This is a genomic window from uncultured Sneathiella sp. (assembly GCF_963973085.1).
In the GTDB taxonomy this organism is placed as follows: domain Bacteria; phylum Pseudomonadota; class Alphaproteobacteria; order Sneathiellales; family Sneathiellaceae; genus Sneathiella.
This window is the reverse complement of sequence record NZ_CAXAXA010000001.1, coordinates 193257-213105: the sequence shown is the minus strand read 5'-3', so window position 1 is coordinate 213105 and position 19849 is coordinate 193257. Positions and strand designations below refer to the sequence as shown.

Sequence of the window (19849 nt, the reverse complement as noted above, 5' to 3'; positions counted from 1 at the left end):
GCTCCTCGATAATGTTCATGGGCCGACCTCTTCCTTTGCTGGCTTCGGCGCAGCGGCACGACGAAGCCGGTCATTGATGGCAACGCCGAGGCCGATTTCCGGGATCGGACCGACGGCGATGCGCTTGAAATTCATCTCGTCGAGCAGATGCAGGGCGGAGAAGAGCCGTGCTGTCGCTTCGGTCAGGTCGCCTGCCTCGCTCAGGTTGATATCGGCCAGAGTATCATATTCCCGGCCAAAGCCAAGATAGGCCTCGCCGTCCTGTTTGTCGGTGGCGTTGAGGCGGATATCGGCCTTTGGCGCGTAATGACTTTTGAGCATGCCCGGGCTCGACGGCGCATCGTCTGCGTCCGGGCGGAGCAAGGGACCGGCGACGGCCGCAATTGCCTCGCGGGTGATGCCGCCGGGACGAAGCAGGACAGGCTTTTCACCGGCAAAACCGACAACCGTGCTTTCGACGCCCACGGCGCAGGCCCCGCCATCAAGGACCCCGGCGATCTTTCCGCCAAGCCCGTCGATCACATGATGTGCCGTGGTCGGGCTGATCCCGCCGGACGGATTGGCGCTCGGCGCGGCGAGGGGGCGGTCGCAGGCGATCAGGAAGTCGAGCGCCTGCCGGTGACCGGGAATACGGATGGCCAGCGTCTCCAGCCCGGCGCTCGCCAGTTTCGAAACTGGACAATTTTTTATGCGCGGCAGCACAAGGGTGAGGGCGCCCGGCCAGAAACTCGCCGCCAGCCGCTCGGCGAGCGGGCTGAAACTGACATAACGGCGCGCGATGTCGAGGGTGGGCACATGGATGATCAGCGGGTTGAAGCTTGGTCGGCCCTTCGCCTCATAGATGGCGGTAACCGCCCGGTCGTTCAGCGCATCGCCGCCAAGGCCATAGACCGTCTCGGTCGCGAAGGCGACAAGCCTGCCCGCCCGAATCTCCACCGCCGCCGCGTCATTTCCGGCCGGGCCGGGTTTGAATATCTTCATCTCTGGTCGATCCGCTGTTGTCCGTGAGCGAGGCTTTACCCGAAAACGCCGTCCGGTCAAGCGTCGCGGCATTGCGCGAAAGTCTTTTTTCTCATTGCGGGATATGCCATAACATCCCGAGAATGAGAAAACAAATTCGGGAAAGGCGTTTACATGGCAGAATATAGTGCTCCGCTGAAAGATATGGGCTTTGTTCTCAACAATATTGCGGACCTTCCGTCCCTTGCCAAACTGGACGGGTACGAACATGCGGAAGCGGATGTGGTTGAGGCGGTGCTGGAGGAGGCCGGGAAATTCGCGGCCAATGTGCTTTCGCCGCTGAACAAGCCCGGTGACGTACAGGGCTCCCATGTAAAAGACGGCGTTGTGACCACGCCTGATGGCTGGAAAGAGGCCTATGCAGGGTTTGTCGAGGGCGGCTGGAACGGGATTTCCGCGCCGGAGAAGTACGACGGCGGCGGACTGCCGAGCGCGGTGGCGCTTGCGACAGTGGAAATGTGGAATGCGGCGAACCTCGGCTTTTCGCTCTGTCCGCTGCTGACCCAGGGCGCCATTGAAAGCATCATGGCCCATGGTACCGAAGAGCAGCAGGACAAATACATGAAGAAGCTGGTCAGCGGTGAATGGACGGCGACCATGAACCTCACGGAAAGCCAGGCCGGATCCGATGTCGGCGCGCTACGGACCAAGGCGGAACCGGCGGAGGATGGCACATGGCGCATCTCCGGTCAGAAAATCTTTATTACCTACGGCGAGCATGAGATGAGCGAGAATATCATCCATCTGGTGCTGGCCCGAACGCCCGGGGCGCCAGCGGGTACACGCGGCATCTCCCTCTTTATCGTGCCAAAATATCTGGTAAATGACGACGGGACGCTGGGGGCGCGGAACGACCTTAAATGCGTCTCGCTGGAAGAGAAAATCGGTATTCATGCGAGCCCGACGGCAGTGATGTCCTATGGCGATAATGGCGACTGCGTCGGCTATCTGCTGGGGGCGGAGAACAAGGGCATGGCCTGCATGTTCACTATGATGAACAGCGCCCGGCTGAATGTCGGGGTACAGGGCCTTGCCGTTGCCGAGCGCGCCTATCAGCAGGCGGTGGAATATGCCAAGGACCGTCGGCAGGGGCAGGCGCCCGGCATGCCCAAGGGCGAGATGACGCCAATTATCAATCATGCCGATGTGCGGCGGATGCTGATGACCATGCGCGCGAATATCGAGGCCATGCGCTGCCTGATCTATCTGAACGGCGCGGCCCTCGACGAGGCCCATCACGGGGCCGACGAGGCGGCGCGGGAGAAGGCCATGGGCCTTGCGGAACTGCTGACCCCGATGTCCAAGGGCTGGTGCACGGATCTGGGCGTCGAACTGGCGTCAACGGCAGTGCAGGTACATGGCGGCATGGGCTTTATCGAGGAAACCGGCGTCGGGCAATATTACCGCGATGCCCGCATCCTCCCCATTTACGAGGGGACGAACGGCATTCAGGCACTCGATCTTGTGGGACGCAAGCTCTCCTTGCAGGGCGGTGCGCCGGTGAAAGCACTGTTCGGGGAAATGGACGCAACCGTGAAGGCACTGGCGGCGACTGGAGATGAGATGGCCGCCATGTCGCTTCAGCTCAATCTTGCCGTCAGCGCCCTGAAAGAGGCGACGGACTGGCTTTACAGCAACGCGCCCAATGATCCCCATGCGGCCCCGGCTGGAGCCACGCCGTACCTTCGGATGTTCGCAACGACGGTAGGCGGATATCTGCTGGCGAAATCGGCCCTGAAGGCGCGCGAAATGCGGACGGCGGGCGACGCGGACACGGCGTTTCTCGATGCCAAGATCGTGACGGCGCGCTTCTTCATGGCGCAGATCCTGCCGATGGCGACCGCGCTGCTGGGCCCGGTGACGGAAGGGGCGGAGACCCTGTTCGCCATTGACGATGCCCAGCTTTCGGCATAGAACAAAGACAGATATTAACGTTAACGTAAACGTTAAAGACGAAATTGCCGGAGCGGAAATCCCCCGTTCCGGCAAACCGATAATAGGGTTCATAATGAAAAATCAAGAAATAGAATACCCGCTGAGTACGCGTCCTGGCGACGGGGAAGTCCTGGAAGTCGCAGAGGGCATCCTATGGGTTCGGATGCCGATCCCCATCCCCGGGCTGGATTACATCAATCTCTATCTGCTGGAGGATGATGACGGCTGGACGATGATCGATTCCGGCCTCAAGACCCCGAAAATTCGCGAACTGTGGGAAAGCATTTTTAAGGCACATCTGAAAGGAAAGCCGGTAAGTCGTTTGATCTGCACGCATTTTCATCCCGACCATATGGGGCAGGCGGGCTGGGTAACGAAACGCTGGGATATCCCTTTGACCATGACCTTCGGGGAATGGACCTTCGGGCGGATGCTGTATCTGGAGGCGCAGGAGGAAACCCCGGACTTTGTGATCGATTTCTACACCTCCGTCGGCTTTGACGCGGAAATGTTGGAACGGGTGAAGAGCCGCGGGCACAACCATTTCCGCCAGATAATGTCGACGGTTCCTATGGGTTTCAAGCGTATCGCCGACGGGGATGCGATCAGAATCGGCAAGCGCGAGTGGCAGGTGATGGTCGGCAAGGGGCATTCGCCCGAACATGCCTGCCTCTATTCGAGAGCCGATGGTATCCTTATCTCCGGCGATCAGGTGTTGCCGCGGATCACGCCGCATATCGGCATCTACCCGGCGGAACCGCTCGCCAACCCTCTCAAGAAATTTATCCAATCTATTGATAAATTTGAAAAATTACCGCGCGATACGCTGGTCCTTCCGGCCCATAACGATGTTTTCACGGGGCTGCATAACCAGCTCGACTATTATAAATCACACCATGAAGATAGACTTAACCGGTTATTGAACGCTTGTGATTCGCCGCAGTCGGCACTCGACCTCCTGCCGGTCCTATTTGATCGGGAACTGAATGAGGGGGACAGGAGCATGGGCGTTGCCGAAGGGCTGGCCCATTGTCACTACCTGATCGGCGAGGGTCGGTTAGAGAGGGTGAAGGATACGGACGGTGTCTGGAAGTTCCAGCGCCGCGGCGCGGCGCACCTGGCGGTCGCCTAACGGGTTATTTTCTACAACAAACAACAACAAAGAAAAGGAATGAAAATGTCTGACGATCTTCTCTATGAAAAGAAGGATGGCATCGCCACCGTGACCCTGAACCGGCCAGAGGCGCGCAATGCCCTGTCACCGGATATGCGGGAGGGGTTGTTCCAGTCCTTTATCGATGCGGAAAGCGACGATACGATCCGGTGCGTCGTCGTGCGTGGCGAGGGTGAGCATTTCCAGGCGGGCGGCGACGTCAAGGCCTTCAATGAATTCGTCAAATTGAGCCCAAAGGAACGCGAACAGACGTTCGAGCGGCGCATCCACGGTTTGCACCCGACCATCTTTGCCATGCAGCGGATGCCGAAACCGATTATCGCCAGCGTTCGCGGTGGGGCGGCCGGGTTCGGTCTGTCGCTGATGATGGCCAGCGATATGGTGATTGCGTCTGAGGATGCCTTTATCACCCTGGCCTATATCAATATCGGGACGACGCCGGATGGATCGGGCACCTATACCCTGCCGCGCATTGTCGGCCTGAAAAAGGCGATGGAGATTGCCATGCTCGGGGACCGGATCAAGGCGGCGGAAGCCAGGGATCTCGGTCTGATCAATTTCGTGGTTCCGACCGGGGAACTGGAGGCGGAAACGGCGAAGCTGGCCAAGCGTCTCGCGAATGGACCGACGGTGGCCATCGGTCGGACGAAGCAGTTGCTTAATGCCTCACTTGGCAATACGCTGGAGACGCAGCTCTCCCTCGAAGCGCAAGGCTTTGCCTTCTGCGCCGCCAGCGATGACTGGGCCGAGGGAGTGCAGGCCTTTAAAGAGAAGCGGAAGCCTGATTATAAGGGAAAATGACGGGCTCTCCGGTTCTTAACAGAACAAAGGGAGAAATGCGATGGCTGATCTTAAGGGAAAGACCCTCTTCATTACCGGTGCAAGCCGGGGGATCGGCCTCGCTATCGGCAAGCGGGCCGCTGCCGATGGCGCCAATGTGGTGATTGCGGCCAAAACCGCTGAGCCCCATGCCAAGCTGCCCGGCACCATCTATACCGCGGCGGAGGAGATCGAAGCGGCGGGCGGCAAGGCCCTGCCGCTTATCGTCGATGTGCGCGAGGAGGAGCTGGTCGAGGCGGCAATGGCCAAGGCGGCCGGGACCTTCGGCGGGATTGATATTCTTATCAACAACGCCTCCGCCATCAGCCTGACCGGCACGCTCCAAACGCCGATGAAGCGCTATGACCTGATGCACCAGATCAATATCCGGGGCACCTTTCTTTGCTCACAGAAGGCTATTCCGTACCTCAGGAAAGCCGACAATCCGCATGTGCTCAACCTGTCCCCGCCGCTCAATTTCGAGGCGCACTGGTTCGCCCCGCATGTCGCCTACAGCATGGCGAAATACGGTATGAGCCTCTGTGTACTGGGAATGGCCGAGGAATTCAAAAAGGACGGTATTGCCTTTAACGCGCTCTGGCCGCGCACGGCGATCGCCACAGCGGCCATGGACCTGATCGGCGGGCCGGATGTGCAGAAGAATTGCCGCAAGGTGGAGATCATGGCCGATGCGGCGCATATTATCCTGACCAAGCCGTCCCGGGAGTTTACCGGTAATTTCTGCGTCGATGACGAGACGCTGGCCTCCGTCGGGGTGACGGACCTCTCGAAATACCGCTTTGACGGGGTGGCAGAAAAGGATCTTCTCCCCGATTTCTTTGTCTGATCAGGCGGCCTGACGCAGGCCGAGGCGGAGCCAGACATCCTTGAGCGCGCCGACCAGGTCGGCCATCATCGCATCGTCATGGAACGGCGTTGGCGTGATGCGCAGGCGCTCTGATCCGCGCGAGACCGTCGGGTAGTTGATCGGCTGGATATAGATGCCGTAGTCATCGAGCAGCATATCGCTCGCCTGCTTGCACAGCTCCGCATCATAGACCATGACCGGCACGATATGGGTGACCGAGGGGAGGAGCGGCAGAGCCGCCTCCGCGATCAGCTGTTTGAGGGTGGCGGCGCGTTCCTGATGGCGGTTGCGCTCGGCCTGGCTTTGTTTCAGATGACGGACACTGGCAAGCGCACCAGCGGACATCACCGGCGAGAGGGTGGTGGTGAAGATAAAGCCGGTTGCGTAGGAGCGGATGGCGTCAACAATATTCTCGCTGGAGGTGATAAAGCCGCCGACAACGCCGAACGCCTTGCCAAGGGTCCCCTCGATAATATCAATACGGTGCATCAGCCCTTCGCGCTCGGCCACGCCGCCGCCGCGCGGGCCATAGAGGCCGACCGCATGCACTTCATCCAGATAGGTCATGGCGTTATATTTATCGGCAAGATCGCAGAATTCGCGGATCGGCGAGATATCGCCATCCATGGAATAGACGGATTCGAACGCAATTACCTTGGGCCGCGCAGGGTCTATCCGTTTCAGCTTGTCCTCAAGGTCGCGGGCATCGTTATGGCGGAAGATGATCTTCTCGCAGCCCGAATGGCGCACACCGTCAATCATCGAGGCATGATTCAGCTCATCGGAGAGGATCACGCAGCCAGGCAACAGCTTGCCAAGGGTGGAGAGGGTCGCATCGTTGGAAACAAAACCGGAGGTGAAGACGAGCGCGCTTTCCTTGCCGTGGAGATCGGCGAGTTCGCGCTCCAGTTCGCAGATCATCCGGGTATTGCCGGAGATGTTCCGCGTGCCGCCCGCTCCGGCGCCGTAGGTATCGGCCGCGTTCTTGATTGCCGCAAGAACATCGGGATGCTGGCCCATGCCGAGATAGTCGTTGGAGCACCAGATAGTCACATCCTGCCGCTCGCCATTTTCAAGATAACGGGTGGCGCGGGGAAAGTCGCCTGCATGGCGGCGGAGCTCGGTGAAGACGCGATATCGCTTTTCCTGTTTCAGAGCGGCGATCGCCTGCTCGAACATGCTGTTATAATCCATCGCGCGCCCTTAACCTGTGACTGTCATCATCGATTGCCTTCGATAAATACCGAATTCGCCCTTTCCTTGACAAGGGACAAAAGGTCGCAATCGGCACATTGTCGCCATAACGTGATCCCCCCTACAGGGGCGGATGGATCAATTATACTTTCCTAATGCGCCATCAACACCGGGATCGGGCAGTTATTCAGCACTTCCTCGGTCACCGCGCCAAAGAACAGGCGGCGCAGGCGACTCCGGGTGTAGGCGCCCATCACCAGCAAATCCGCGTTGCATTTATCGGCCTGTGCGAGCAATGATTCGGCGGTTGACTTGCCATTTGTTCCGGTAATCTCGCAGCGGTCCGCTGTCACCCCGTACATGGCAAGGTAGCGCTGGACCGCCTCGGGGTGGATATCCTCATCCAAATCGTCGACGGCGGAGATCAGCATCACCTTCTCCGCGCTTTGCAGGAAGGGCAGCGAGAAGGAGAGGGCGCGGCTTGATTCCACCGAACCGTTCCAGGCAAACGCGACCCGCTTGCCGATATCCAACGGGATTGCCTTGTCCATCAGCAGAACCGGATGGCCGGTTTCGCGCAAGGCCGTATTGATCAGCAGGGAGTTGTTAATCTGTTCCTCCCCATCCTGTTTGCAGATCATAATCAGGTCGAAAAGGCGGCCATAGCTGTGGATCGTATCTTCGCTGTTGCCCTGTTTCTCAACAAACCGGCTGGACGGGCCATCTGCTGTCGGGCGGTCGGCGATATTGGTGATAACCGGGATTTCCATGCGCGAGGTGATTTCCTTGAACAGGGCCGCCGCGCGCAGGCGCCGTTCCTCCCCGTCCTTTTCTGCCATCTCGATAACGCTCTCGATCATGGTCGAGGTCATGCCCTCGCCGACGAAGGCGGCGGCCGAGCGCGGATCGATCTTGATATGAAGAGCGTTGACATGGGCGCCGAAACGGATGGCCATGTTGAACGCACTCTCCAACGCCTGGGCGTCGCTGTCATTGGCCGCACCGGACATGGGGACAAGAATATTCTTAAAATGCATCGGGCACCTCAACCTGCGAAATTTCATCCAAATGTAACACTAAGACCCTAAATCTTAAAGGTTTTTATGGCTCAATCCGCATTGCCGCCGGTTTTCGTCTCCGCATCGACATCCACCGGGTCCTGATGGACGATGGCTTCGGCCTCGGGATATTCCGCCATCAGCCGCACTTCGACTGTATCGGCGATGAGATGGGCGTCATGCAGGCTGATGCTGCCGTCCATATCGATATGCATCTGCATGAACACCTGCTGGCCGGAGCGGCGGGTTCGGAGATCATGCAGGCCGAGTACGCCGGGCTGGCTGAGGACGATCGTCTTGATATTCTCCCGTTCCTCGTCATTCAGCTCTTCATCCATTAGATCGGCGAAGGAGGTGCGGATGATGGCAATGGCGCTGTAGAGCAGGATACCGGCAATCAGGATCGCGAACAGGCCGTCCGCATAATGCCACAGGAAGACCATCTCAAGGACAAGTGCCAGGATCACGCTGCCGTTAATCAGCAGGTCGCCAAGATAATGCAGGGAATCGGCAGAAATAGCTACCGAGCGTGTTTTGCGGATAACATAGCGCTGATAGGAGACAAGGCCGAGGGTTAGCAGGATGGAGATCACCATGACGATAATCCCCATTGTCTCCGCCTGAATAGGTTTCGGGTTGAGCAAGCGCTCTCCCGCCTGGAACAGGAGGAAGACTGCGGATCCGGTGATGATGGCGGACTGGAAGAGCCCGGCCAGCGCCTCCGCCTTGCCATGGCCGAAACGGTGATCCCGGTCCGCCGGGACAAGGGCCTGACGTACGGCGAAGAGGTTGATGCCGGAGGCCACGAGATCGAGCAGGGAATCGACCAGCGTTGATAGCATGGCGACCGAATTAGTGGCGAAATAGGCGAACAGCTTGATGCCGATCAGGGTCAGCGCGACGCCCACCGCCGCATAGGTCGCTGAGCGCATCAGGCGGCTATGCTCCTCATTCGTATCTTGCGTAAAGACCTTATCCTGTTCTTCTGTCACGATACTGCTTTCCTATGGGAACAGGACGCTTTCCGTCCAGCCGTCGGCGCCCTTTTCGTAACGGCGGCGTTCATGCAGGCGGAAGGGGCGGTCGCGCCAGAACTCGATACGGTGCGGCATGACACGAAAGCCGGACCAGTATTCGGGACGGGGAATCGGACCAATGGCATACTTTGCTGCGTATTTCGCAACCTCCGCCTCCAGCGTGAACCGGCCCGGCATGGGCCGCGACTGCTGGCTCGCCCAGGCACCGATGCGGCTGTCGCGCGGACGGCTGTCGAAATAGGCGTCGGCCTCGGCATCGCTGACAACCTCGACAGTGCCTTGAATGCGGATGCTGCGCCGGAGGGTTTTCCAGTGAAAGCCGAGCGCGGCACGGGGGTTTGCGCGCAGCTCCATGCCCTTTTGGCTTTCGAAATTGGTATAGAAGACGAACCCCCGCTCGTCCGCGCCTTTCAGCAGGACCATCCGCACCGACGGCTGTCCATCGGCATCAGCGGTTGCCAGTGACATGGCGGTGGGATCGTTCGGCTCGCTTTTCTCGGCCTCCGCCATCCAGTCCTGAAATTCCGCCAGAAGCTCGGTAAAATTTTTCACAGTCATAATTATTCACTCGTTATCTTGCCGGTTAAGCGCAGATTTCCGCCAACCTAGCCCGCGCCGACGGAATTGTCGATCCATGTCGTTTAAACTAAGATAGCCTTTCCCGTAAGTTTTTGAAATTATTTGTGATGGGTCTTTACTACAAAAACGTATGCTGGCCCTATATAGTAGAAGGGAAGGCAATTGCCTGATTAATTGTCAGGGGTAATTTTTTACGATGACAAGGATTGAAGGATGTTTAAATCAAAATTATGGACGGTAACGGCACTGGCTGCAGCGCTTGCCTTGGCGGGTTGTGCGGACGCTCAGAATAACCCTAAAACAACAGGCGGGGCGATTATCGGCGGTATCGGCGGCGCGCTGCTTGGCTCCGCATTTGGTAAAGGAACCGGACGGCTCGTTGCTGTTGGTGTTGGCACGCTTGCCGGCGCGATGATCGGGAGTGAGGTCGGCAAGTCGCTGGATGCGGCAGACCGCGCGGCGATTGACCGCGCCGAGAGACAGGCAACGACCGCCCCGATGGGACAGACGATTACCTGGAACAATCCCGACAGCGGAAATTCCGGATCGATCACACCGGTACGGGATGGCAACCATCAGGATGGCCGTTATTGCCGGGAATTCCAGCAGACGGTTGAAATTGGCGGTGAGCTTGAAAAGGGTTACGGTACCGCTTGTCGCCAGCCGGACGGTTCCTGGCAGATCATGAGTTAGAATAGGGGGAGGGGCGGCCCGTTGGTTTGTAAAATGGCAAGGAAAGGGCCGATCAACAGTATTTATGAAACGGATTGAGCTTTTCACAACGGCGCTGGCAGCGGCGCTGTTGATGTCGTCAATACTGGCCCCTCTTTCCCGCGCCGGGTTTGAGGAGGGGGTCACGGCCTATGAGGCGAAAGACTATATGACCGCCTTCGAGGAATGGCTGCCGCTGGCCAAGAAAAATGATCCGGCGGCAATGCGGAATATCGGCCATATGTACCGCCGTGGCCTTGGTGTGCCGCAGGATTTCGGCAAGGCCATGACCTGGTACAAGCGGGCGGCGACCATCGGTTTCGACCGGGCGCAGGCCAATGTCGCGGGCATGTATCTCGCCGGGGAAGGCGTGAAGCAGGACTATGCCCAGGCGGCTAACTGGTTCGCCAGAGCGGCCCAGCAGGGGCATGTCATCTCGCAATATAACCTTGCGCTGCTGCTGGAAAACGGCCTTGGCGTCCAGAAGGATGAGCGCATGGCGCTCGGCTGGTTTGAACTTGCCGCCAAGGCAGGCCATCCCGGGGCTACAAAAAGGGCTGCGGAGCTAACCGCTGAGTTGAAGACCCGCCCACCCGTCATCGCCGACGCATCTTCACAACAAACAGCGCAGATGACGGAGTCTGCTGACGCAGCGGAAACGGATGTCAGCACCCAATCCGCCACTCAATCCGCGACGTCGGAACAAGATACGACGGCAACTGAAAAGACCCCTGCCATGGCGGAGACGCAATCAGCGGAAAACTCAGGTTCGGCAAAACCGGCAACCGTTGCGGCGGCGACCGCAACAGCCTCTGACCCCGCTTCGTCGGACGGAGTGCAGAAGAAAGGTTTTTATGAGGCCCTTCGGTCGCTGGTGACGAAGAAAGCGGCGGAAGAAAACGCGGTGGAGCCGGCTGTACCGGCCCCGTCGGTCGCCGCGGTGGAAACACCAAAGGATGTCGCTGCGACCAATGCCATAGAACCCGCGACCTCCGGGGCAGTCACCCGCGCGGAAGAGCCGCCGACACCTGCGGCAAAACCCACAGATAAACCGGTGGTTGCCGCCGCCCAGCAGGAGCCGGTGAAGGTTGCTTCCGCTCCCGCCCCGGCGGAGGCAAAAACAGCTCCGAAACCGTCTGCTCCTGCGAACGCGGTGCCCGGATCGGGCCTGAGCATGGCGGAGAAGCTGGAGATGGCGGATCTTGCTTATACCCTGCAACAATATCAGCAGTCCCTTAGTATCTGGGCGCCGCTTGCTGCCGACGGCAATGTCGAGGCGCAGTACCGGCTGGGGGTCCTTTTCAACAACGGGCAGGGGGTTCCGGTAGACCGGGTTCGGGCCTATTACTGGTGGGATAAAGCGCAGAAAAACGGCTCTACCGCCGCCGCATCAGCAATCGGCAATCTGGAACAGACCCTGACGCATCTCGAAAAAAGACAAATAGATCGCGTGAATTAGTTAAAACCTAAGGAAAGAAGTCATATATACTATGAAGGACGTTAGTTTTGACTGAGGTGACGCGTTTGCGTCTGGCATAGCAACGAATGAAGAACTTATACAGTATACTTGGTATTTCGAAGTCTGCGAGCCAGCAGGATATCAAATCCGCGTATCGCAAGCTCGCGAAAAAACATCATCCGGACGCCAATCCGGGGGATACGAAGGTGGAGGAGAAATTCAAGGAAATTTCTTCTGCCTATCATATCCTCGGGGACGAGAAACAGCGCGCCCGCTATGATCGCGGCGAAATTGATGAGAATGGACAGGAGAAAATGACTGGCTTCCACCAGAGCCATCGCGGTGCGGCGGGGGCAGGCGGTTTCGGCGGTGGTGGCGCAGCCGATGATATTTTCTCCGAGATTTTTGGTAATTTTCGCGGTGGCGGCTTTCGCGGCCGGGTGCCGGAAAAGGGCCGGGATCGGAAATTCGCCATCGAGATCGACTTTTCCGAGGCGGCACTTGGCGGCAAGCGGCGGCTCACCATGGGCGACGGTGGACGGACACTGGATGTTTCCATTCCTGCCGGGGTAACGGATGGACAGCAGATTCGCCTGAAAGGCCAGGGGGAGGAAGGTATTGCCGGTGGTCCGTCCGGGGATATCCTGATCAATGTTACCGTCCGTCCGCATAATTTTTTCCGCCGCGACGGCAAGAACATCCTGGTCGAATTGCCCATCAGCCTGCCAGAGGCAGTGCTTGGCGCCACTGTCAAGGTGCCGACCGTGGACGGAACCGTCAATCTCAAGGTGCCGGCGGGATCGAATACGGGAACAACGCTTCGCCTCAAGGGCAAGGGCGTCGGCAAGACTGACCGCGGGGACCAGCTGGTGAAGCTGAAAGTCGTGCTGCCGGAAAAGCAGGACAGCGAGCTTCAGGACCTTGTGGCGAAATGGTCGGAAAAGCATGATTATGACGCGCGATCCAAGCTGAAAGCGAATTAGTCTTTTGACTGCCTTTCACAAGCGGGATAAAAAGACTGTGACAGTTTAGGGTCAAACCCTAAATACGAGAACAGTAGCGAGGGGATCAGTATGACGCAGCAGCAAGGGCTTATGGCTGGTAAAAAGGGCCTGATTATGGGGGTTGCCAATAATCATTCCCTGGCCTGGGGGATTGCAAAAGCACTGAGTGAGCATGGCGCAGAAATTGCCTTTACCTATCAGGGGGAGGCGCTGGGAAAACGGGTGGTACCGCTCGCGGAAAGTCTGGGCTCGGATACGGTTCTGGAATGCGACGTGACCGATGATGCCTCGATGGACGCGGTGTTCGCGGCTTTGAAGGAGAAGTGGGGTAAGATCGATTATTTTGTCCATGCCATCGGCTTTTCCGACAAAACCCAGCTTCGCGGTAATTTTTCCGATACGACCCGTGAAAATTTTGCCATGACAATGGATATCTCCTGTTTTTCCTTCATTGCCCTTGCAAAGCGTGCCTCGGAACTGATGAATGACGGGGGCAGTATGGTGACGCTGACCTATTATGGGGCGGAGCGGGTTATTCCGCATTATAATGTCATGGGTGTCGCCAAGGCCGGACTTGAGGCGGCGGTTCGCTATCTCGCTGTCGAGATGGGGAAGAACAATATTCGCGTCAATGCGCTATCCGCCGGGCCGATCAAGACACTTGCAGCCTCCGGCATCGGCGATTTTCGCTACATCCTTAAGTGGAACGAATATAACTCGCCGTTGAAGCGGAATGTCACTATTGATGATGTCGGCGGATCAGCGCTGTATCTCCTGAGTGACCTTGGCGCCGGTGTGTCGGGGGAGACCCATCATGTGGATGCGGGCTATCATGTTGTCGGTATGAAGGCGGAAGATGCGCCGGATATCACCAAATAGGCCGATTGTCGCGGCGCAGAAAATTTTAAGACGGAAGACCTTATGTCTCACAATAGTTTCGGTCACCTGTTCCGGGTGACGACTTGGGGGGAAAGCCATGGCCCCACGCTCGGCTGCGTCATTGACGGATGTCCGCCGCTTATTGAGGTGAGCGAGGCGGAACTCCAGCACTGGATGGACCGGCGCAAGCCCGGCCAGTCGCGCTTCACCACCCAGCGCAAGGAACCTGATGCCGTCCGCATCCTCTCTGGTGTGTTCGAGGGGAAGACGACGGGCACGCCGATCAGCCTGATGATCGAGAATGTGGATCAGCGCTCCAAGGATTATGGTGACATCAAGGACAAGTTCCGCCCCGGCCATGCGGACTATACATACCATACGAAATACGGCATTCGCGACTATCGCGGCGGCGGACGATCCAGCGCGCGGGAGACGGCAGCGCGGGTCGCGGCGGGTGGTATTGCGCGAAAGGTTCTCGGCGATGGTATCAGGATCAAGGGCTATCTCACCCAGATCGGCGACAGGGAGATTGACCGCTCCCGCGCTGATTTCGACAGCATTGACAACAATCCCTTCTGGTCGCCCGATCCCGGCATCGTTGACGAATGGACGGTCTATCTCGATGCGATCCGCAAAGCCGGTTCCTCTGTTGGCGCGGTGATCGAAGTTGTGGCCTCCGGTGTGCCCGCGGGCCTCGGCGCGCCGATATACGGCAAACTCGATTCCGATCTCGCCATGGCGATGATGACGATCAATGCGGTGAAGGGCGTGGAAATCGGCGACGGTTTTTCTGCCGCCGCGCTGACCGGGGAAACCAATGCCGATGAAATGCGCGCCGGGAATGAAGGCTTCCCCCGGTTCCTGAGCAATCATGCGGGCGGCATTCTGGGCGGGATTTCATCGGGGCAAGATATCGTCGTCCGCTTTGCCGTAAAACCGACGTCCTCCATCCTGAAGCCGCGCGATACCATCGATATTGAGGGCAACGAGACGGAAATCCAGACCAAGGGCCGCCATGATCCCTGCGTCGGCATTCGCGCCGTGCCGGTGGGAGAGGCGATGATGGCCTGCGTCCTTGCCGATCATCTTTTGCGCCATCGCGGCCAGAACGGCTAGACTGAAAAACAATAACACCCAGCGAGAGGAGAGCCCCATGTCCCAACCGAAATATGTTCATGCCCTTGATATAGAAGTGCCCGCGCGCGAGGACCTGGACGAGGGGACCCGCAAGTATTTCGCCATTTGTGACGAGAAGCTCGGGATGGTGCCGAACGTGCTCGCCGCCTACAGCTTCGATGCAGCGAAGCTGCGCCCCTTTTCGGATATGTATGGAGAGTTGATGCTGGGCGAGTCGGGCCTCTCGAAGCTCGAGCGCGAGATGATCGCCGTCGCCGTCTCCTCGGTGAACAACTGCTTTTACTGCCTGACCGCCCATGGCGCGGCGGTGCGGGAGCTCTCAGGCGATCCGATCCTCGGCGAGTTGATGGTCATGAACTACCGCGCGGCGGAGATTTCGGCGAAACAACGGGCCATGCTGGATTTCGCCTACAAGCTGACCAAGACACCGAACGAGATGGAGGAAAGCGACCGTCAGGCGCTCCGCGATGCGGGCTGGACCGACCGCGATATCTGGGATATCTCGGCGACGGCCTCCTTCTATAACATGACCAACCGCATGGCCTCCGCCATCGACATGATGCCGAACCCGGAGTATCACTCCCAGGCGCGATAAGGTCGGCATTGCGGCGGATAACTATCTGTTGATGTTAGCACAGTTTTCTGACGTATTGAGCTGGGGCATTTTTTCAGGAGGTGGCTTTTATGGGTTCATTATATCCAATATTTGATCTCGTCGGGCGCATATTTATGGCGCTTTTATTCATCCCTGCGGGGGCCGGGAAGATTTCCGGTTATGCAGGAACGCAGGGCTATATGGAATCGATGAACGTGCCGGGCATCCTGCTGCCGCTGGTGATCATCGTGGAGCTTGGCGGCGGAATTGCCATCCTCCTTGGGTGGCAGACGCGCATTGTCGCCTTCCTGCTCGCTGGATTCTGTCTTGTCGCGGCGCTGCTCTTTCATTTGCAGCCAGATGACCAGATGCAGATGATTCTGCTGACCAAGAATGTCGCAATCGCTGGCGGTCTTCTGTTCCTTGTCGCCAACGGCGCGGGCGCGTTCAGCATCGACCGCTGGCGCCAGAAGAGCTGATAGGTTAATCGAACCGGGGGCTGCGCCATCCTGCTGCGAGGGCCTCGATCTCAGAGCAAAACCAGCGCTCCCCGTCTTGTTCATTTATGCGCGTCCGGCTGTACCACTTGCTTCCCGGTGTGTGATAGATTTTGCCATTCTCGCTGATATTGCCCTTGATGGCGCAATCATGCGTTTCTTGCGCAACCGTTCGGCTTTCCGCGCGCCAGACCCAGGGCATCCGGAAACTGCCTTGCCAGAGACCCTGGCCGGTGTCCTTTGCCGATTTCTCGACGGAGGCGTATTTTTCCGAATAACGACGATAGGCGACGGCCCAGCCAGCGCGGACCATCTCGGCATTGATATCCCGGGTATTAATATAGCAGGTGGCGATCAGGCGGCCATAGCGGTCGGCCGTGTCGCCTTCGCAGTGGACATCTTGCGATCTGATGAGTTCTTCAAGGGCGTTGCTGGCGGCAATCCCGCAAGGATAGGAGGCGCCGTCATCGGCGAAGCAACTCTGATCCTGTTCCGGCGCGTCAATGCCGTTCATGCGGATTTTTACTCCGGCGACCCAGATCGTATCCCCGTCGATGATTCGCGCAGGTCCGCTAATACTCCCGCCATCGGGGATAGCATCTTTTCCTGCATTGAACGGGGTGGCCGGCATTAGCGCAATAGCTGTTCCCGCGACAATACTGGCGGCACCGATGAGACAATACTGGACAAGGCCCTTCATCTGTCACTGCCTCGTCTGCGGTTTCAGGGAAATCATATTTTTCTTATGAGAAGGCGCACGCCATTTGCCATGCGGGCCGGACTTGCCGCGAAATTTCCTTGAACTGGTCTTCACATGCCTCATCACTGCTCCGTCAGGTCAGATATGACGAACTCAGTTCAATTATGTGATGTGGATATTAAGAAATTCGTAAGCGCGGCGGTTTTTACGGGCTCCCTAGCGGGATTTTGAGGCCGCTTCGGTGAGGATATCGATATCGGCGTCCTTTAGGTGCGCTTTTTCCGAGATATGGCGGCGCCAGGCGCGGGCGCCGGGGCGGCCCTGAAACAGGCCGAGCATATGGCGGGTGATCGAATTGAGCGGGACCCCCGCCGCCATTTCCCGGGTCACATAGGGCAGCATTTGCTCGACCACCTCGCGGCGTTCGGGCGTATCGTCATCGACGCCATAGTAGCGCCGGTCGATCTCGGCCAGAAAATAAGGGTTCTGATAGGCCTCCCGCCCGATCATCACGCCATCGACCTTTTCAAGATGGGCGTCGATCTCCTCACAGCTGCTGATGCCGCCGTTGAGAATGATTTCCAGCTCCGGGAAATCCTGCTTCAGCCGGTAGACCCGGTCGTAATCGAGCGGCGGGATGGTGCGGTTTTCCTTGGGGCTGAGGCCGGTGAGCCATGCCTTGCGCGCATGGATGATGAAGGTCTCGACACCCACCGCCTGCACGGTCGCGATAAAGCGGGTGAGATGGGCGTAGCTGTCGAGATCGTCAATGCCGATCCGCGTCTTCACGGTGACGGGGAGGGAAGTGGCCGCCTTCACCGCCGCCATGCAGGCCGCGACCGTCTCCGGCTCCGCCATCAGGCAAGCGCCGAAACGGCCATTCTGCACCCGGTCCGACGGACAGCCGACATTGAGGTTGATCTCCTGATAGCCGTAGTCTTCCGCAATGACGGCGCATTTTGCGAGCGCGTCGGGATCGCTCCCGCCGAGCTGGAGCGCCAGCGGCTGTTCCGCCGGATCGAAGCGCAGGAACCGGTCCGCGTCGCCATGAATGATCGCCCCCGTCGTCACCATCTCCGTATAGAGCAGCGCATGGGCACTGATCAGGCGCAGGAAATACCGGTCATGCCGATCCGTCCAGTCCATCATCGGGGCTATGCTTATGGTACGGTTGAGCATTTAATTTAAGACCTTAATCTTACTATGCCAATGTAATATATGAGAAATATGTTCAAATAAATGAAAAACATTTTCGCTCATACTCATACATTACTAAAACAGGTATTGTCTGATATTTTTTACACGTCTAGACTAACTTTCGGAGCAGCGTGATTACAAGGTTTAAGGCGCGAGTCGCGTCTACCGTTAAAGGAACCACTTGCTTTTCGTGTGTCGCGCTGCTCCACCATTGAAGGTAGGTTGATGACGAATTTCGACTATGATCTAAGGCTTGTAAAAACAAGAGTACAGCTTTTAAAATATTTAAGCTTGAATAACCATGATCTGAATCGCATTCTTCAATTTGACCCTCTCCAGTATGATGAACGCAATGATTCTGGAAGCCCAATTAGTGCCCTTCCGCCCGTTTTTTTTCGGCATGAAATACCGAAGCGAAATAAAGCGAGAGGATATCGGTCAGTTTGGGAAGCACATGAGTATTCGGATATTTATAAAGCTGCCTCCCGCCGGTTGGGTATTTTTTTAAGTGAGGTAAAAGAAGGTTTTCCGCATCCCGCAGCATACGGTTATGTAAAAGGACGCAATATTCGCGAGAATGCTAGTAGGCATATTGGCAAACGGTTTTTACTTAAAACAGATATAGAAAATTTTTTTCCGTCGATCAGTATTGAGCGTGTAGTAAATCTATTTAGTGACTTAGATGTATCAAACGATATTTCTAAACTTCTGGGAAATTTTCTTACTATAGGCGATCGCCTTCCGCTAGGACTCGCAACAAGCCCTTTAATTTCCAATGTTGTGTGTTTTGATTTGGATGCGGACTTGACAGCATTAGCGAATAAGATGGGTGCAGTTTACACGCGTTACGCTGATGACATTACTTTCTCAAGCGATGATGCTCTTCCTGAAACTATTCAAATTGCAAATATTATTGACAGGTATTGTTTTAAAATGGTCAATGAGAAGACGCGGCATTCAAAGCGCGGACAATCACATTATGTTACCGGATTAAGCATCTCGGACCCAAGGGCGCCTCACGCGCCCAAGCGAATGAAAAAATCGCTACGGCAAGAATTGTATTTTGCGGAAAAATTTGGCTTAAGAGATCATCTAAATAATTTGGGTATAGATCGCATAAGTCATCAGCATTTTATCAATAGACTTGATGGGTTGGTGAAATATGTTTCGCATCATGAGCCTAAACTAGCACCCAAGCTTTATGAAGTCTGGGCGGAGATTTTGACAGAAAGCGGCTGTAGCCCAAGCTTCGAGCCAAAAAATCAAAACAGAACTGGCTTTCAAATGTTCTTCGATGAAACTGAATTCGACTGGAAAAATAAAAAATATTTGGCGTTAGGAGTTTCTGTTTCGCAGCACCAAGAACAAATAAATGACGAAACCAAGAGAATATTGAACGACTGGATAGCTGACCCTCTTTCCGATGGTGATAAAAGCGCTATTCAAAAAAACGGGCTGCATTATGCTGACGCAACTGAAGATTTAAAGAAAATTTATGTTGAATGCCTTCAATGCCTTCCCTTCAGGGGGTATGTTGCATTTGCAAAACTTGATAGTGATTATTCTTATCAAGCTACTTACTTAAAATTACTGGCAGCAATTATAAAAAGGCGTTTGATGGCTGCGGAAAGTAGGTTTGCACGCCTATACTTCGAAAAGAACAACAAAGTTGATGAAAGTCTAATTGAAGATATCGTTAATAAGACGTATACGGCGCTACTTTTAGAGAAAAACCGTCGCCCAGTGGCGTGTAAATCTTTTTTCGTTTCAAAAAAATGTTATGGCGTTAGCGTTTCCGATTTTTTACTTGGCGTACTTCGCAAATACCTGATGTCAGAAAATTCCCCTACAACCAAACAAATTCCGCGAGAACACGTAATGTATGAACGATTACGTGATAAATACAGACTTATTTTAGACGTAGACTCCGGTATAGAGTACTCTCGTCGAAACCCAATTAAACCGTAGACAATTAGTTCCAGTATT

General features: G+C 56.5%; 19 protein-coding genes. 12 read left to right on the top strand and 7 right to left on the bottom strand.

The window, feature by feature from the left end; genetic code table 11:
* Positions 1 to 15: 15 nt before the first annotated feature.
* Complete coding sequence (locus AACZ19_RS00950) at positions 16 to 981, bottom strand: L-threonylcarbamoyladenylate synthase (protein WP_339630281.1); 966 nt, start codon at positions 979 to 981, stop codon at positions 16 to 18.
* A gap of 153 nt (positions 982 to 1134) precedes the next feature.
* On the opposite strand from AACZ19_RS00950, the gene AACZ19_RS00945 reads away from it, so the two are divergent.
* From AACZ19_RS00945 to AACZ19_RS00930, 4 genes are all read left to right on the top strand, one after another.
* Positions 1135 to 2934, top strand: coding sequence for an acyl-CoA dehydrogenase (locus AACZ19_RS00945; protein ID WP_339630280.1), 1800 nt, complete (start codon positions 1135 to 1137; stop codon positions 2932 to 2934).
* A 94-nt stretch (positions 2935 to 3028) separates the two neighbouring features.
* On the top strand, positions 3029 to 4087 hold the full coding sequence (locus AACZ19_RS00940; protein WP_339630278.1) for an MBL fold metallo-hydrolase: 1059 nt from the start codon (positions 3029 to 3031) through the stop codon (positions 4085 to 4087).
* Between the two features lie 45 nt (positions 4088 to 4132).
* Entirely contained in the window at positions 4133 to 4930 is a 798-nt protein-coding gene (locus AACZ19_RS00935) for an enoyl-CoA hydratase (RefSeq protein WP_339630276.1), read from the top strand.
* 40 nt (positions 4931 to 4970) lie between these two features.
* On the top strand, positions 4971 to 5795 hold the full coding sequence (locus AACZ19_RS00930; RefSeq protein WP_339630274.1) for an NAD(P)-dependent oxidoreductase: 825 nt from the start codon (positions 4971 to 4973) through the stop codon (positions 5793 to 5795).
* Here AACZ19_RS00930 and hemA read toward each other — a convergent pair whose 3' ends face one another.
* The 4 genes from hemA to pdxH form a co-directional block, all read right to left on the bottom strand.
* Positions 5796 to 7010, bottom strand: a complete 1215-nt coding sequence (gene hemA, locus AACZ19_RS00925) for a 5-aminolevulinate synthase (RefSeq protein ID WP_339630273.1) — start codon at positions 7008 to 7010, stop codon at positions 5796 to 5798.
* A 152-nt stretch (positions 7011 to 7162) separates the two neighbouring features.
* On the bottom strand, positions 7163 to 8047 hold the full coding sequence (locus AACZ19_RS00920) for a universal stress protein (protein ID WP_339630271.1): 885 nt from the start codon (positions 8045 to 8047) through the stop codon (positions 7163 to 7165).
* A gap of 71 nt (positions 8048 to 8118) precedes the next feature.
* Positions 8119 to 9060, bottom strand: coding sequence for a cation diffusion facilitator family transporter (locus AACZ19_RS00915; protein WP_339630269.1), 942 nt, complete (start codon positions 9058 to 9060; stop codon positions 8119 to 8121).
* Between the two features lie 12 nt (positions 9061 to 9072).
* The gene (pdxH, locus tag AACZ19_RS00910) at positions 9073 to 9663 is read right to left on the bottom strand and encodes a pyridoxamine 5'-phosphate oxidase (RefSeq protein ID WP_339630268.1); all 591 of its coding nucleotides are present in this window, start codon (positions 9661 to 9663) and stop codon (positions 9073 to 9075) included.
* Positions 9664 to 9897: 234 nt separating this feature from the next.
* Here pdxH and AACZ19_RS00905 point away from each other — a divergent pair, with 234 nt between their 5' ends.
* The 7 genes from AACZ19_RS00905 to AACZ19_RS00875 all read left to right on the top strand — a co-directional run bounded on the left by AACZ19_RS00905 (position 9898) and on the right by AACZ19_RS00875 (position 15948).
* A complete protein-coding gene (locus tag AACZ19_RS00905) occupies positions 9898 to 10377 on the top strand; it encodes an RT0821/Lpp0805 family surface protein (protein WP_339630266.1) in 480 nt (159 codons plus the stop codon).
* Positions 10378 to 10441: 64 nt separating this feature from the next.
* The gene (locus tag AACZ19_RS00900) at positions 10442 to 11854 is read left to right on the top strand and encodes a hypothetical protein (protein ID WP_339630264.1); all 1413 of its coding nucleotides are present in this window, start codon (positions 10442 to 10444) and stop codon (positions 11852 to 11854) included.
* 86 nt (positions 11855 to 11940) lie between these two features.
* Complete coding sequence (locus tag AACZ19_RS00895; RefSeq protein ID WP_339630263.1) at positions 11941 to 12837, top strand: J domain-containing protein; 897 nt, start codon at positions 11941 to 11943, stop codon at positions 12835 to 12837.
* A 90-nt stretch (positions 12838 to 12927) separates the two neighbouring features.
* Positions 12928 to 13737: an enoyl-ACP reductase FabI gene (gene fabI / locus AACZ19_RS00890; protein ID WP_339630261.1), complete on the top strand. Its 810-nt coding sequence runs from the start codon at positions 12928 to 12930 to the stop codon at positions 13735 to 13737.
* 42 nt (positions 13738 to 13779) lie between these two features.
* Positions 13780 to 14853 (top strand): chorismate synthase, encoded by a 1074-nt coding sequence (gene aroC / locus AACZ19_RS00885; protein ID WP_339630259.1) that lies wholly within the window; start codon positions 13780 to 13782, stop codon positions 14851 to 14853.
* A gap of 37 nt (positions 14854 to 14890) precedes the next feature.
* Positions 14891 to 15469, top strand: coding sequence for a peroxidase-related enzyme (locus AACZ19_RS00880; protein ID WP_339630258.1), 579 nt, complete (start codon positions 14891 to 14893; stop codon positions 15467 to 15469).
* 89 nt (positions 15470 to 15558) lie between these two features.
* The gene (locus tag AACZ19_RS00875; RefSeq protein WP_339630257.1) at positions 15559 to 15948 is read left to right on the top strand and encodes a DoxX family protein; all 390 of its coding nucleotides are present in this window, start codon (positions 15559 to 15561) and stop codon (positions 15946 to 15948) included.
* 4 nt (positions 15949 to 15952) lie between these two features.
* Here the strand turns inward: AACZ19_RS00875 and AACZ19_RS00870 are convergent, their stop codons facing one another.
* Both AACZ19_RS00870 and dusA read right to left on the bottom strand, forming a co-directional pair.
* Complete coding sequence (locus AACZ19_RS00870; protein ID WP_339630255.1) at positions 15953 to 16666, bottom strand: thermonuclease family protein; 714 nt, start codon at positions 16664 to 16666, stop codon at positions 15953 to 15955.
* 216 nt (positions 16667 to 16882) lie between these two features.
* Positions 16883 to 17845 (bottom strand): tRNA dihydrouridine(20/20a) synthase DusA, encoded by a 963-nt coding sequence (dusA, locus tag AACZ19_RS00865; RefSeq protein ID WP_339630253.1) that lies wholly within the window; start codon positions 17843 to 17845, stop codon positions 16883 to 16885.
* Between the two features lie 243 nt (positions 17846 to 18088).
* On the opposite strand from dusA, the gene AACZ19_RS00860 reads away from it, so the two are divergent.
* A complete protein-coding gene (locus AACZ19_RS00860) occupies positions 18089 to 19831 on the top strand; it encodes a reverse transcriptase family protein (protein WP_339630251.1) in 1743 nt (580 codons plus the stop codon).
* The last annotated feature ends 18 nt before the right edge of the window (positions 19832 to 19849 follow it).